This is a genomic window from Aquabacterium sp., from assembly GCF_004297345.1.
GTDB lineage: Bacteria > Pseudomonadota > Gammaproteobacteria > Burkholderiales > Burkholderiaceae_C > Aquabacterium.
Genome location: NZ_SCTN01000170.1, coordinates 1 through 13,212, shown reverse-complemented (window position 1 = coordinate 13,212; position 13,212 = coordinate 1). Strand labels below are relative to the sequence as shown.

Annotated in this window: 14 protein-coding genes; 8 read left to right on the top strand and 6 right to left on the bottom strand. The window is 59.9% G+C overall.

The features are described 5' to 3' along the window. The 5 genes from EPO09_RS05760 to bfr form a co-directional block, all read right to left on the bottom strand. A partial coding sequence (locus EPO09_RS05760; protein WP_290641093.1) for an MFS transporter occupies positions 1-440 on the bottom strand: 440 nt, incomplete at its 3' end. Positions 441-485: 45 nt separating this feature from the next. After that, complete coding sequence (locus tag EPO09_RS05755) at positions 486-1,493, bottom strand: D-2-hydroxyacid dehydrogenase family protein (RefSeq protein ID WP_290641089.1); 1,008 nt, start codon at positions 1,491-1,493, stop codon at positions 486-488. A 77-nt stretch (positions 1,494-1,570) separates the two neighbouring features. Further along, positions 1,571-2,119, bottom strand: coding sequence for a hypothetical protein (locus EPO09_RS05750; RefSeq protein WP_290641087.1), 549 nt, complete (start codon positions 2,117-2,119; stop codon positions 1,571-1,573). Between the two features lie 173 nt (positions 2,120-2,292). Further along, complete coding sequence (locus EPO09_RS05745) at positions 2,293-2,505, bottom strand: (2Fe-2S)-binding protein (protein ID WP_290641091.1); 213 nt, start codon at positions 2,503-2,505, stop codon at positions 2,293-2,295. A gap of 87 nt (positions 2,506-2,592) precedes the next feature. Beyond that, positions 2,593-3,072, bottom strand: coding sequence for a bacterioferritin (gene bfr / locus EPO09_RS05740; protein WP_290641085.1), 480 nt, complete (start codon positions 3,070-3,072; stop codon positions 2,593-2,595). A 223-nt stretch (positions 3,073-3,295) separates the two neighbouring features. Here bfr and carA point away from each other — a divergent pair, with 223 nt between their 5' ends. The 4 genes from carA to EPO09_RS05720 all read left to right on the top strand — a co-directional run bounded on the left by carA (position 3,296) and on the right by EPO09_RS05720 (position 8,866). Next, positions 3,296-4,474 carry a glutamine-hydrolyzing carbamoyl-phosphate synthase small subunit gene (carA, locus tag EPO09_RS05735; RefSeq protein ID WP_290641083.1) on the top strand — a complete coding sequence of 393 codons (1,179 nt, stop codon included), beginning with the start codon at positions 3,296-3,298 and terminating at the stop codon, positions 4,472-4,474. Further along, positions 4,467-7,742, top strand: a complete 3,276-nt coding sequence (gene carB / locus EPO09_RS05730) for a carbamoyl-phosphate synthase large subunit (RefSeq protein ID WP_290641081.1) — start codon at positions 4,467-4,469, stop codon at positions 7,740-7,742. Before carA ends, carB begins: the two co-directional genes overlap by 8 nt. Before the next feature lie 174 nt (positions 7,743-7,916). Further along, positions 7,917-8,393: a transcription elongation factor GreA gene (gene greA / locus EPO09_RS05725; RefSeq protein ID WP_290641079.1), complete on the top strand. Its 477-nt coding sequence runs from the start codon at positions 7,917-7,919 to the stop codon at positions 8,391-8,393. Between the two features lie 20 nt (positions 8,394-8,413). Further along, positions 8,414-8,866, top strand: coding sequence for a DUF4149 domain-containing protein (locus tag EPO09_RS05720; protein WP_290641077.1), 453 nt, complete (start codon positions 8,414-8,416; stop codon positions 8,864-8,866). On the opposite strand, the gene EPO09_RS05715 is transcribed toward EPO09_RS05720, so the two are convergent. Then, on the bottom strand, positions 8,867-9,334 hold the full coding sequence (locus EPO09_RS05715) for a YhbY family RNA-binding protein (RefSeq protein WP_290641075.1): 468 nt from the start codon (positions 9,332-9,334) through the stop codon (positions 8,867-8,869). A gap of 17 nt (positions 9,335-9,351) precedes the next feature. Here EPO09_RS05715 and EPO09_RS05710 point away from each other — a divergent pair, with 17 nt between their 5' ends. From EPO09_RS05710 to EPO09_RS22320, 4 genes are all read left to right on the top strand, one after another. Beyond that, positions 9,352-10,026 carry an RlmE family RNA methyltransferase gene (locus tag EPO09_RS05710; protein WP_290641073.1) on the top strand — a complete coding sequence of 225 codons (675 nt, stop codon included), beginning with the start codon at positions 9,352-9,354 and terminating at the stop codon, positions 10,024-10,026. Positions 10,027-10,251: 225 nt separating this feature from the next. Then, positions 10,252-12,156, top strand: a complete 1,905-nt coding sequence (ftsH, locus tag EPO09_RS05705; RefSeq protein ID WP_290641071.1) for an ATP-dependent zinc metalloprotease FtsH — start codon at positions 10,252-10,254, stop codon at positions 12,154-12,156. A gap of 129 nt (positions 12,157-12,285) precedes the next feature. Then, complete coding sequence (gene folP / locus EPO09_RS05700) at positions 12,286-13,065, top strand: dihydropteroate synthase (protein WP_290641069.1); 780 nt, start codon at positions 12,286-12,288, stop codon at positions 13,063-13,065. Positions 13,066-13,126: 61 nt separating this feature from the next. Next, positions 13,127-13,212, top strand: an 86-nt coding sequence (locus EPO09_RS22320; protein ID WP_367200046.1) for a hypothetical protein, incomplete at its 3' end; no start/stop codon positions are given.

The window sequence follows — 13,212 nt, the reverse complement described above, 5'->3', positions numbered from 1 at the left end:
GCCATGGGCATGCCCGCCACGGAGGCCACAGACCATCCCATGAACACAAAGGTGATGTTGCGTCCGCGGTGGGCAGGCACACTCATGAAGCCCATGGTCGCGGCGGCTTGAGGCGTGAACACGGCGGCCGATAACACGGTCAAGGCGCGCACTGGCCAGAGCCATTCATAGTTGGGTGCCAAGGCGCACAAAGCGTGTCCCAGGGCGTACCAGAGCATGGCCCAGGTCAGCAATTTACGGCGGTCAATATGGGCCACGGCAGCGGCAAGCAAAGGCGCGCCCACGCCCATCATCACGGCGGCAATGGCGATCAGATGGCCGCCTTGCGTCACGCTGATGCTCAGGGACCTGGTCAGGTCATTGAGCGTGCCGCCCACCACCATGACACCGCAGCCAATCACGAAATTGCCAGCCAGCAGCGCCCAGCGCGCTGCGTTCATGTCCTGGCGGGGCAGGCTGCGTTCCAGCTCCAACTGAGCTCAGCCTTAGTGGTGAACCTTCAGCGCTTCCGGGTTGACGATGTTCGTCGGTGTGCCCGCCAGGAAGTTCAGAAGGTTGTCAAAGGCCGTGCTGAAGAGTTGCTCGTAGTTGTCCTGCTCGACAAAGCCGATGTGCGGCGTGCAGACGGCGTTCTCCAGTCGCAGCAGTGGGTGCCCTTGCAGAATGGGTTCGCTTTCAAACACATCCACTGCGGCAAGGCCGGGACGGCCTCGATTGAGCGCGGCCACCAGCGCGCTGTCTTCGATCAACTCGGCACGAGAGGTGTTGACCAGCAGGGCCGTGGGCTTCATGCGGCTCAGGTCATCGAGCTTGATAAGGGCGCGCGTATCGTCCGTCAGCTTCAGGTGCAGGCTGAGTACGTCGCAGGCCTCGAAAAAGGCTTCGCGCGTAGGGGCGGGGATGTGTCCATCGGCTTGGGCCTTGGCGCGTGAGGGCCCACTGCCCCATACCGTCACGTGCATGCCGAATGCCTTGCCATAAGCTGCAACCAGTTGCCCGACTCGGCCATATCCCCAGATGCCAAGCGTCTTGCCGCGCAGGGACATACCCAAGCCAAAGTTGACGGGCATGGATGCCGATTTGAGGCCGGATTGTTGCCAGGCGCCGTGCTTGAGGTTGCCGATGTACTGAGGCAGCCTTCGCATGGCGGCCATCACCAGTGCCCAAGTCAACTCGGCCGGGGCGTAGGGTGAGCCAAGACCTTCTGCCACGGCGATGCCTCGTTGTGTACAGGCTTCGATGTCGATGTGGCTGCCAACCGGGCCAGTCTGGCAGATCAGCCGCAACTTGGGCAGCTTGTCCAGCAGGGACTTGGGGAAGTGGGTGCGCTCTCGAATGAGCACCAATACTTCGGCATCACGCAATCGCACGGCCAGTTGGCCTGTGCCTTTGACGGTGTTGGTGAATACCTTGGCGGCGAGCCCATCCAGCTTGGATGCGCAGTTCAATTTGCGGACGGCGTCTTGGTAGTCGTCCAGGATGATGATGTTCATGGGGCTGTCAGCAGTCCAGCCCGCATTTTGCTACGGCTGAGAACAATCTTGCCCGACAAAGGGCAAGATTTGTCGTCTTACCAAGTTGTCACGCGGGATGAGCGCGACTCTTCACGGCCCGATGAGCGCACGGGGAAGTGGCTGTCCAGGGCGTCCAGTCGCAACTGGGCTTCGATCTGGCCACGATGTACGGAAATCACGCGGAAGACATCGGCGCGCAGATGCCACAGTTCTCGCAGCGAACGAGCTTGCTCCACCAGTGCGCGCACTTGATTGGCTCGCATGGACTGCAGATCCCACAGCGCGGAGTTGAACTCGGACTTGACCTTGCGCAGGCCTGTTGCCGGCGCGGGGGGGCGGGGCAGTTCGTCCATGTCCCACAACCAGCACCAGAAGCCTGTGATCCAGGCCTTCCACAAAGGGCGGCTGCGAGAAAAGAGGGAAGGGGGCACCACCTCGGCTCGGCGCAAGCCCAATCCGGAAGGCGTGCCTTCATGGTGGAGTGCGGTGTCCGTTTCAAGTGGCCCGCATTTGATCGACGTCAGTGCCGGTCGCACTTGCGCCGCCGTCATCTCGGCTGGCGTGGCGGGAGCTGCGTCGTCGTTCGAGAAGAAAGTGGATGCCATGTCGCCCTCTGGGGTTCCGCTTTAACCAGCGGTTCGTCCTAGGTATCGGCGCTGGCATCGTCAGCTTGAGGGCGTCGTTGAGCCTGAAAATGATCTGAAACGCCTTGATTCCCACGCTTTGAAACGATTTGCAACGAAGTCGTTCAGGGCGGGAATAAGTCTCAGATTGGCACTCAAGCCGGCATCAACGGAATGTGGCGTGAGGCGTTGCGCGTGGCTTCGTCAGCGCAGGCTGCGGCCAGTGTTTCGCGTGCGCAAGTTTCGCAGCATCCGCAGCAGGTGGCGGCGCCGGTTTCGAGTTGCAGTGCCTCGAAGGAGTCACAGCCGGCCGCAGCCAGGCGTTTGATGTCTCGGTCAGAGACGCGGTTGCAGACGCAGACAATCATGTTCACCACGCGATCAAGGATGCAATGCGATCATTGTAAATAAGAATGATTCGCATGCAATCGCTTGATCAGGTGGTTTGTAGGGGTTTAGCTGGCCACTTCACCCATCACAGATTGAAGATAGTTCTGCAGGCCGACCTTGCCCAGCAAATCCAGTTGCGTCTCCAGAAAATCGATGTGCTCTTCCGTGTCGTCCAGAATCATCTGCAGCAGATCACGCGACACGTAGTCACGAACCAACTCGCAGTAGGCGATGCCATCCTTGATCGTTCCTTGTGCAGCCGATTCCAGCTTCAGATCGCATGACAGGATCTCGGGCACGTCTTCTCCAATCATGATCTTGCCCAGGTCCTGCAGATTGGGCAGGCCGTCGAGCATGAAAATGCGTTCCATCAGCTTGTCGGCGTGCTTCATCTCGCCGATCGATTCTTCGTATTCTTTCTTGGCCAGTTTGTCGAAGCCCCAGTGTTTCAGCATGCGGTAATGCAGGAAGTACTGGTTGGTGGCTGTCAGCTCGTTCTTCAACTGTGCGTTGAGGTGTTCGATGACCTTGGGATCGCCTTTCATGGATTTCTCACTCCTTCTTAGGCCCCGGTGTGCGGGGTGGATGACCGGATGGTGACAGGATCGGTTATACTCCTAAGGTTTACCCGCAACCACCCCCCGCCTAGCGAAACCCCCTCGTTTCCTTACTGGACTCGAACTTGCCACGCCCATACGACGCTCACGCAGCGTTGCACGGTCAGTCAAGGGCAGAGCTGGGCGCGCACAACAAACGGAGAATGAACCCGTGCTGCCCGTACTGCCCCAAGCTCTTCTGGCCCTCGCAGACGGCACGGTCTTTCTAGGCACTTCGATCGGCGCTGCCGGTCACACAGTCGGCGAAGTGGTGTTCAACACCTCGCTCACCGGCTACCAGGAAATCCTCACCGACCCCAGCTACTGCCGCCAGATCGTCACCCTGACGTATCCGCACATCGGCAACTACGGCGTCAACGGTGAAGACGTCGAAGCCTCGAAAGTCCATGCCGCTGGTCTGATCATCAAGGATCTGCCCATCCGCACTTCCAACTTCCGCCAGACCCAGACTCTGTCGCAGTACCTGCAAGCCGAGGGCACCGTCGGTATCGCCAACATCGATACCCGCAAGCTGACCCGCCTGCTGCGCACCAAGGGTGCCCAGAATGGTGCGATCGTCGCGCTGCCGGTTGGCGAAGCTGTGACCGATGCCGTGATCGCCGATGCGATCGCCAAGGCCAAGGCTGCGCCCAGCATGGCTGGCCAGGATCTGGCCCAGGTTGTCACCCGCACCGAAGCTGGTCAATGGGACGAAACCGAATGGAAGCTGGCCAACCCTGAGTTGGGTGGCAAGCCCGGGTTCGGCAAGCAAACTGCGCCCAAGTTCCACGTGGTGGCCTATGACTTTGGTGTGAAGCGCAACATCCTGCGCATGCTGGCCGAGCGTGGCTGCAAGGTCACCGTGGTGCCCGCCAAGACGCCTGCTGCCGAAGTGTTGAAGTACAAGCCTGATGGCATCTTCCTGTCCAACGGCCCTGGGGATCCCGAGCCTTGCGACTACGCCATTGCTGCGGCCAAGGAACTGATCGAAACCGGCATCCCGACTTTCGGTATCTGCCTGGGTCACCAGATCATGGCCCTGGCCTCCGGCGCCAAGACCTTCAAGATGAAGTTCGGCCACCACGGCGGCAACCACCCCGTGAAGGACCTGGACAACGGCCGCGTCAGCATCACCAGCCAGAACCACGGTTTTGCTGTCGATGAAAAGACGTTGCCTGCCAACCTGCGCGCCACGCACATCTCGCTGTTCGATGGCACGCTGCAAGGCCTGGCCCGTACCGACAAGCCCGCTTTCTGCTTCCAGGGTCACCCTGAAGCTTCGCCCGGACCGCATGACATCAGCTACCTGTTCGATCGTTTCACTGCGCTGATGGAGAAGAACAATGCCTAAGCGCACAGACATCAAGAGCATCCTCATCATCGGCGCCGGCCCGATCATCATCGGTCAGGCCTGTGAATTCGACTACTCCGGCGCACAGGCCTGCAAGGCCCTGCGTGAAGAGGGTTACAAGGTCATCCTGGTCAACAGCAATCCTGCGACCATCATGACGGACCCGAATACGGCCGACGTCACCTACATCGAGCCCATCACCTGGCAAGTGGTCGAGCGCATCATCGCCAAGGAACGCCCTGACGCGATCCTGCCGACCATGGGTGGCCAGACCGCGCTGAACTGCGCCCTGGATCTGCACAAGCACGGCGTGCTGGACAAGTACAAGGTCGAGATGATCGGTGCCAACGAGCACGCGATCGAGAAGGCCGAAGACCGCTTGAAGTTCAAGGACGCGATGACCTCCATCGGCCTGGGCTCGGCCAAGTCGGGCATCGCCCACACGCTGGAAGAAGCCTGGGCGGTGCAAAAGCGCATCCAGGCTGAAATCGGCGGCTCGGGCTTCCCCATGGTGATCCGCCCCAGCTTCACGCTGGGTGGCACTGGCGGTGGCATTGCCTACAACCCCGAAGAGTTTGAAGAGATCTGCAAGCGTGGTATCGACCTGTCGCCTACCAACGAGTTGCTGATCGAAGAGTCGCTCATCGGCTGGAAAGAGTACGAGATGGAAGTGGTTCGCGACAAGGCGGACAACTGCATCATCGTGTGCTCTATCGAAAACCTGGACCCGATGGGCATCCACACCGGTGACTCCATCACCGTGGCCCCGGCTCAGACCCTGACCGATCGCGAATACCAGCTGCTGCGTAACGCCTCGATCGCCATCCTGCGCGAAATCGGCGTGGAAACCGGCGGCTCGAACGTGCAGTTCTCGATCAACCCGGTCGATGGCCGCATGGTCGTGATCGAGATGAACCCCCGCGTGTCGCGTTCGTCGGCACTGGCCTCCAAGGCCACCGGCTTCCCGATCGCCAAGATCGCAGCCAAGCTGTCGGTCGGCTACACGCTGGACGAACTCAAGAACGACATCACCGGTGGCGCAACCCCCGCGTCGTTCGAGCCTTCGATCGACTACGTGGTCACCAAGATCCCGCGTTTCGCCTTCGAGAAGTTCCCTCAGGCTGACAGCCGCCTGACCACGCAGATGAAGTCCGTGGGTGAAGTGATGGCCATGGGCCGCACCTTCCAGGAATCCTTCCAGAAGGCCCTGCGCGGTCTGGAAACCGGCATTGATGGCCTGACCGAACGCAGCAACGACCGTGAGGAAGTGCTGGAAGAAATCGGCAACGCCGGCCCTGAGCGCATCCTGTTCCTGGGTGATGCCTTCCGCCTGGGCATGAGCCTGGAAGAGGTCTTTGAAGAAACCAAGGTTGACCCCTGGTTCCTCGCTCAGATCGAAGACATCGTCAAGACCGAAGCTGACGTGAAGGCACGCAAGCTGGAGACCTTGAGCGCTGAAGAGATGCGTTACCTGAAGCAAAAGGGCTTCTCGGACCGCCGTCTGGCCAAGCTGATGGGCACCAACCAGCACGACGTGCGTCGCGCTCGTCACGCCATGAACGTGCGCCCGGTCTACAAGCGCGTGGACACCTGCGCCGCCGAGTTCTCGACGCAAACCGCCTACATGTACTCGTGCTACGAGACGCTGGGCGGCGAGTGCGAAGCCGATCCGACCGACAAGAAGAAGATCATGGTGCTGGGCGGTGGCCCGAACCGCATCGGTCAAGGTATCGAATTCGACTACTGCTGTGTGCACGCTGCACTGGCCATGCGCGAAGACGGTTACGAGACCATCATGGTCAACTGCAACCCCGAGACTGTCTCTACCGACTACGACACCTCCGACCGCCTGTACTTCGAGCCCGTGACGCTGGAAGACGTGCTGGAAATCGTGGACAAGGAAAAGCCGGTTGGCGTGATCGTGCAGTACGGCGGCCAGACGCCTTTGAAGTTGGCACTCGACCTCGAAGCCAATGGCGTGCCCATCATCGGCACTTCGCCTGACAGCATCGACATCGCTGAAGACCGCGAGCGCTTCCAGGCGCTGCTGCACAAGCTGGGCTTGAAGCAGCCGCCCAACCGCACGGCCCGTACTGAAGAAGCCGCACTGCAACTGGCACAAGAGATCGGCTACCCACTGGTGGTTCGTCCTTCTTACGTGCTGGGTGGCCGCGCGATGGAAATCGTGCATGGCGACAAGGATCTCGAGCGCTACATGCGCGAAGCCGTCCGTGTCTCCGACAAGTCACCTGTGCTGCTGGACCGCTTCCTGAACGACGCTGTTGAAGTCGACGTGGACTGCATCAGCGACGGCGCCGATGTGATGATCGGCGGCATCATGGAGCACATCGAGCAAGCTGGCGTGCACTCCGGTGACTCGGCCTGTTCGCTGCCTCCTTACACGCTGTCGCAGCCTCTGCAGGAAGAACTGCGTCGCCAGACCGCGCTGATGGCCAAGGCCCTGAACGTGGTCGGCCTGATGAACGTGCAGTTCGCCATCCAGGGTGATGTGACCAAGGGTCTGGACGACGCTACCGTCTACGTGCTGGAAGTGAACCCCCGCGCTTCGCGTACCGTGCCGTACGTGTCGAAGGCAACGGGTCAACCTCTGGCCAAGATCGCCGCGCGCTGCATGGCCGGTCAGAAGCTGAACACGCAGAAATCGCCTGATGGCAAGGCACCTCGCGAAGTCGTGCCGCCTTACTTCACCGTCAAGGAAGCCGTCTTCCCGTTCAACAAGTTCCCAGGCGTGGACCCCGTCCTCGGCCCTGAAATGCGTTCGACCGGCGAAGTCATGGGCGTGGGTGTCACCTTCGGTGAAGCCATGCTCAAGAGCCAGTTGGGCGCAGGCTCGCGCTTGCCGACCAAGGGCACGGTGTGCATCTCGGTGAAGGATGGCGACAAGGCTCGTGCCGTGGCTGTGGCCAGGGATTTGGTTGCGCTGGGCTTTGGCGTGGTAGCCACCAAGGGCACCGCTGCGGCGATTGCCGAAGCTGGTGTCCCGGTCAAGCCTGTCAACAAGGTCAAGGACGGTCGCCCGCACATCAGCGATGCGATCAAGGCTGGCGAGATCCAGCTGGTCTTCACGACCGTGGACGAAACCCGCACCGCCATCGCCGATTCCCGCAGCATCCGCCAAGCCGCACTGGCCAACCGGATCACCTACTACACCACCATGGCTGGCTGCGAAGCTGCTGTGGAAGCGATGAAGCACCAGGACGATCTGGTGGTGTATTCACTGCAAGAGTTGCACGCCAAACTGCACTAAACTGCTGCCTTGCTCAGGGGCTTTTCAGCGCCTGACAAGGAAGCAGACAAGCTACGAGGGCCGCGCCCAGTACCGTCGCCAAGATGGTCAGGTCGCGGCTCCGTTCATTTGTGAAGCCCTGATCATGCTGTAACGGAGCAGGGCGCCTGATTCGATTCAAGAGAGACACGCACTATGTCCACGATCCCCATTACCAAGCGCGGCGCTGAAATGCTCAAGGAAGAGCTGCAACGCCTCAAGCATGTTGAGCGTCCTGCCGTCGTGTTGGCCATCGCCGAAGCCCGCGCACAGGGTGACCTCTCCGAAAATGCCGAGTACGACGCCGCCAAGGACAAGCAAGGCTTCATCGAAGGGCGTATCCAGGAAATCGAAGGCAAGCTGTCAGCCGCGCAGGTCATCGATCCCAGCTCACTGGATGCTGGTGGCCGTGTGGTGTTTGGCGCCACGGTCGAAATGGAAGTCGAAAGCACTGGCGACGTGGTGATCTACCAGATCGTGGGCGACGACGAAGCTGATCTTAAGGACGGCAAGATCTCCATTGGCTCACCGATTGCCCGCGCCCTCATTGGCAAGGAAGCCGGTGACGTGGCCACGGTACAGGCGCCAGGCGGTGCACGCGACTACGAGATCATCGAAGTCCGCTACGTCTGATCCACTCCGAGCACCCCGGTATGAAGTTATTGCGCTTTCAATCCTGGCTGGCTGCTACCTGGACGGGTGTGATGCTGGCCGTGGGTGGCTTGGCCGCGCCCAGTCTGTTCATGGTCCTGGAGCGCGAACTCGCGGGCAAGGCTGCCGGGCGCATCTTCACCCTGGAGGCGAAACTCAGCCTGGCCTTCGCCATGGTGTTGTTCGTGATCGAGCGACGCCGGGTGCGGGATCTGGCTGAGTCCGGCCAGACCACCACGGTGATGACGGGCAATTTGCTCATCATTCTGGGCGCCTTGTTTCTCGCCATCTTCGGCGAGTTCGTGATGCACCCGATGATGGAGGCAGCCAAGGCCGGACAGCCTACAAATCTGTCCTTCGGGGCCTTGCACGGGCTATCTTCGGCGCTGTACTGGTTGCGCGCGGTGTTGGTTGGCTGCCTGGCCTGGCGCCTGACAGCCAACCGAGCGGCTTGATCAGTCAGGCTTCTTGCTGGCCACGCGCTTCTTGGCGCGCTTGATCAGGCCACCGGCGGTCACGCGTTGATTGCCCATGACCTGAACCTTCTTGACCTCGGGGCGACGCAAGCCGCTCTTGGAGAACTTCAGGATCTTGACCTCACGCGGGCCGGCGCCACGGTCTTCCCTGGCTTCGGCCTGGGCTTTTTCCGGAACAGGGCGCCACAGCACCAGCAGTTTGCCGATATGCTGGATCGGTGCGGCATCAAGCTTGTCGCACATCTGGGCGTAGATCTCTTCGCGGACGGCACGGTCGTCGCCCAGTACGCGCACTTTGATCAGGCCATGGGCCTTCAGTGCGTTATCGGCTTCTTTCAGCACGGCGGGGGTGAGGCCATCTCCGCCGATCATCACGACGGGGTCAAGGTGGTGCGCATCAGCCCGATGGGCTTTGCGCTCGGCAGTTGTCAATTGAATAGCAGGCATCCCTCTATTATCGAGCCATGAAAGTCCAAACTAAAAGCAAAAAAGTGAACAAAGCATGGTTGCATGACCATGTCCATGACACTTACGTCAAATTGGCGGGCAAAGAGGGCTACCGTTCGCGTGCCGCTTACAAGCTCAAGGAAATTGACGAGGCGCTCCATTTGATCAAACCAGGCCAATTGGTGGTGGACCTCGGTGCTTCGCCCGGGGCCTGGAGCCAGTACGTGCGCCGCAAGTTCGCGCCCAAGGACGCCGGCACGGGCGGTGCGGCCACAGGTCAACTCAACGGCACCATCATTGCGTTGGACTTGCTGGATTTCGAGCCGGTCGATGGCGTGCAATTCATTCAGGGCGACTTCCGTGAAGACGCCGTGCTGAACCAGCTGCGCGAAGCGGTCGGCGATCGACCGGTGGACGTCGTGGTGTCTGATATGGCGCCGAATCTGAGTGGGATTGATGTCTCAGATAGCGCCCGTATCGCGCATTTGGTCGAACTTGCCATCGAATTCGCGCAAGGACACCTCAAAAAAGAGGGTGCGCTGGTTTGCAAGGTGTTCCATGGCAGCGGTTACAGCCAACTGGTCGAATTGTTCCGTCAGCACTTTCGAGTGGTCAAGCCGATCAAGCCGAAAGCGTCGCGCGACAAGTCGTCGGAAACCTTCCTGGTGGGTATCGGGCTCAAGAATCCATGATTTTTGTTGATCGGCGTCTTTTAAGTGCTGAAAAGCGGTGCTTCACTGGGCCTCGAAATCTGCAGGGGCTCTCTTGACTGTTCTAGAATCGTCCCCATGTACCGCGAAGATTGCGTCCAGCGTTTGTCAGATTGGCGAATTCAGATGTGATTTTTGAACCTGTCGCGGTGGGTTGATACATACAGTGTCAGTCGCGGCGGGTGTGAATGGATTGAAGGAGCCGCGGTGAACAATCAATGGTTCTCGAAGATTGCTGTCTGGCTGGTTGTGGCGCTGGTGTTGTTCACCGTGTTCAAGCAGTTCGACCGTGCCAGTACCGGTGGTAGCCAGATTGGCTATTCGGACTTCCTGGAGGAGGTTCGCGCCAAACGCGTCAAGAGCGTCACGCTTCAGGAAGGCGGTGGCGGTACCGAGATCATTGCCACAACGACCGATGACAAGCGCATCCGCAGCACGGCTACTTATCTGGACCGTGGGCTCGTGGGTGATCTGATCAACAACGGTGTCAAATTCGACGTCAAGCCTCGCGAAGAGCCCTCGCTCCTCATGAGTCTGCTGGTGTCCTGGGGCCCGATGATCTTGCTGATTGGCGTGTGGATCTATTTCATGCGCCAAATGCAAGGTGGCGGCAAGGGCGGTGCCTTCAGCTTCGGCAAGAGCAAGGCGCGCATGCTGGACGAGAGCAACAACAACGTCACGTTCGCTGACGTAGCTGGTTGCGACGAGGCCAAAGAAGAGGTCAAGGAGCTGGTCGACTTCCTGCGCGATCCGCAGAAGTTCCAGAAACTGGGTGGCCGCATTCCTCGCGGCGTGCTGATGGTTGGCCCTCCTGGTACCGGTAAGACGCTACTGGCCAAGTCCATTGCGGGCGAAGCCAAGGTGCCGTTCTTCACGATCTCGGGTTCTGACTTCGTCGAAATGTTCGTTGGTGTGGGTGCTGCCCGTGTCCGCGACATGTTTGATCAAGCCAAGAAGAATGCACCCTGCATCATCTTCGTGGACGAAATCGACGCCGTGGGTCGCCATCGTGGCGCTGGCCTGGGTGGTGGCAACGACGAACGCGAGCAGACGCTCAACCAGATGCTGGTCGAGATGGATGGTTTTGAAACCAACGTCGGCGTGATTGTGATCGCTGCGACCAACCGGCCTGACATCCTGGATCCGGCCCTGCTGCGTCCTGGTCGTTTCGACCGTCAGGTGTATGTGACCCTGCCTGACGTGCGCGGCCGCGAACAAATCCTGAACGTGCACATCCGCAAGGTGCCCGTTGGTCAGGACGTCCGTGCCGACATCCTGGCGCGTGGTACGCCCGGTTTCTCGGGTGCTGATCTGGCCAACCTGGTCAACGAAGCTGCTCTGTTTGCCGCACGCCGCAACGGCCGTGTGGTGGAGATGCAGGACTTCGAAAAGGCCAAGGACAAGATCATGATGGGCCCCGAGCGCAAGTCGATGGTCATGCCTGAGGAAGAGCGCAAGAACACGGCTTATCACGAAGCTGGCCATGCCCTGGTTGCCCGCTTGTTGCCCAAGACGGACCCTGTCCACAAAGTCACCATCATCCCGCGCGGTCGTGCGCTGGGCGTGACCATGCAATTGCCTGAAGGCGATCGCTACAGCATGGACAAGACCCGCATGCTGGACACCATTTCTGTGCTGTTCGGTGGCCGTATTGCAGAAGAAGTCTTCATGAACCAGATGACAACGGGCGCATCGAACGACTTCGAGCGCGCCACGGCCATCGCGCGTGACATGGTGACCCGCTATGGCATGACCGACGAGCTGGGACCTGTTGTCTACGCTGACAACGAAGGCGAAGTCTTCCTGGGTCGCTCGATCACCAAGACCACCAACATGTCTGAAGAGACCATGCAAAAGGTGGACAAGCAGATCCGCAAGATCATCGACGAGCAGTACGCGCTGGCGCGCAAGCTGATTGAAGACAATCAGGACAAGATGCACGCCATGGCGACCGCCTTGCTTGAGTGGGAAACGATCGACGCTGAGCAGATCAACGACATCATGGAAGGCCGCGAGCCGCGTCCACCCAAGGATTGGACGCCTCCGAGCAATCGTCCGAATGGTGGCAACAAGCCTCCTGTCAGCACAGGCGGCGCACCTGCTGCAGTCTGATGGCGAAAGCCAGACAATCCATCACGGGGCTTCGGCCCCGTTTTTCATGGCGTTTCTCCGTCGTCGATCAAGCAAATGAGTATTTGGCAAACCACCCGCTTCCAACTTGAACTGACTCGCCCACACATCATGGGTATCGTCAATGTCACGCCGGATTCGTTTTCGGATGGTGGGCAGTTCTTGAGCGCACGTGAGGCACTGGCTCAATGTGAACGCCTGATTCGTGAGGGTGCTGACATGCTGGACATCGGAGGCGAGTCCAGTCGCCCTGGCGCACCGACGCTGACGGTTGATGAGGAGTGGCAGCGTCTCGAGGGGGTCTTGACGTCTGCGGTGAGCCTTGGTGTGCCCGTTTCTGTAGATACATGCAAGCCGGCGGTCATGCGCAGGGCGCTGGATCTGGGTGTGGACATCATCAACGATATCCGTGCGCTGGAAGCACCTGGGGCGGTTGATGTGGTGGCCGCACATGGCCAGTGCGGGGTGTGCTTGATGCACATGCAGGGTGATCCTGCCACCATGCAATCCAATCCACGCTACCCGGATGTGGTCGCCGAAGTGAGGTACTACCTTTCTGCCCGCATGGCGGTCTTGTGTGATGCAGGCGTATCCGATGCGCGCATTACCCTGGATCCGGGTGTCGGCTTTGGCAAGACGCCCGCGCACAATATTGAACTGTTGCAGCGACAGGCTGAATTGCTCGATATGGGGCGCCCTTTGCTGCTGGGGTGGTCCCGCAAATCAACCTTGGGTCACATCACGGGCAAGCCGGTCGAAGATCGAATGGTGGCCAGCGTAGCGGCTGCGCTGGCAGCTGTCACGCGGGGAGCTCGTGTCGTCCGGGTTCACGACGTTGGCGCAACGGCTGATGCCTTGAAGATCTGGCATGCCGCGAATTTATGTAACTGACAGTGATAAAGCCGGGGCACAATGTGCAGCCCGGCATCGTGCGAATTCATTTTAAAAAAACATGGCTCGACAATACTTTGGGACGGATGGCATCCGTGGCACCGTGGGGCAGGCCCCGATTACCCCGGACTTCGTTTTGAGACTGGG

Bases quoted from the DNA above. Each gene is read 5' to 3' on its own strand.
- EPO09_RS05755 (WP_290641089.1), bottom strand. From the start codon at position 1,493: ATGAACATCATCATCCTGGACGACTACCAAGACGCCGTCCGCAAATTG.
- EPO09_RS05750 (WP_290641087.1), bottom strand. From the start codon at position 2,119: ATGGCATCCACTTTCTTCTCGAACGACGACGCAGCTCCCGCCACGCCA.
- EPO09_RS05745 (WP_290641091.1), bottom strand. From the start codon at position 2,505: ATGATTGTCTGCGTCTGCAACCGCGTCTCTGACCGAGACATCAAACGC.
- bfr (WP_290641085.1), bottom strand. From the start codon at position 3,072: ATGAAAGGCGATCCCAAGGTCATCGAACACCTCAACGCACAGTTGAAG.
- carB (WP_290641081.1), top strand. From the start codon at position 4,467: ATGCCTAAGCGCACAGACATCAAGAGCATCCTCATCATCGGCGCCGGC.
- greA (WP_290641079.1), top strand. From the start codon at position 7,917: ATGTCCACGATCCCCATTACCAAGCGCGGCGCTGAAATGCTCAAGGAA.
- EPO09_RS05720 (WP_290641077.1), top strand. From the start codon at position 8,414: ATGAAGTTATTGCGCTTTCAATCCTGGCTGGCTGCTACCTGGACGGGT.
- EPO09_RS05715 (WP_290641075.1), bottom strand. From the start codon at position 9,334: ATGCCTGCTATTCAATTGACAACTGCCGAGCGCAAAGCCCATCGGGCT.
- EPO09_RS05710 (WP_290641073.1), top strand. From the start codon at position 9,352: ATGAAAGTCCAAACTAAAAGCAAAAAAGTGAACAAAGCATGGTTGCAT.
- folP (WP_290641069.1), top strand. From the start codon at position 12,286: ATGGGTATCGTCAATGTCACGCCGGATTCGTTTTCGGATGGTGGGCAG.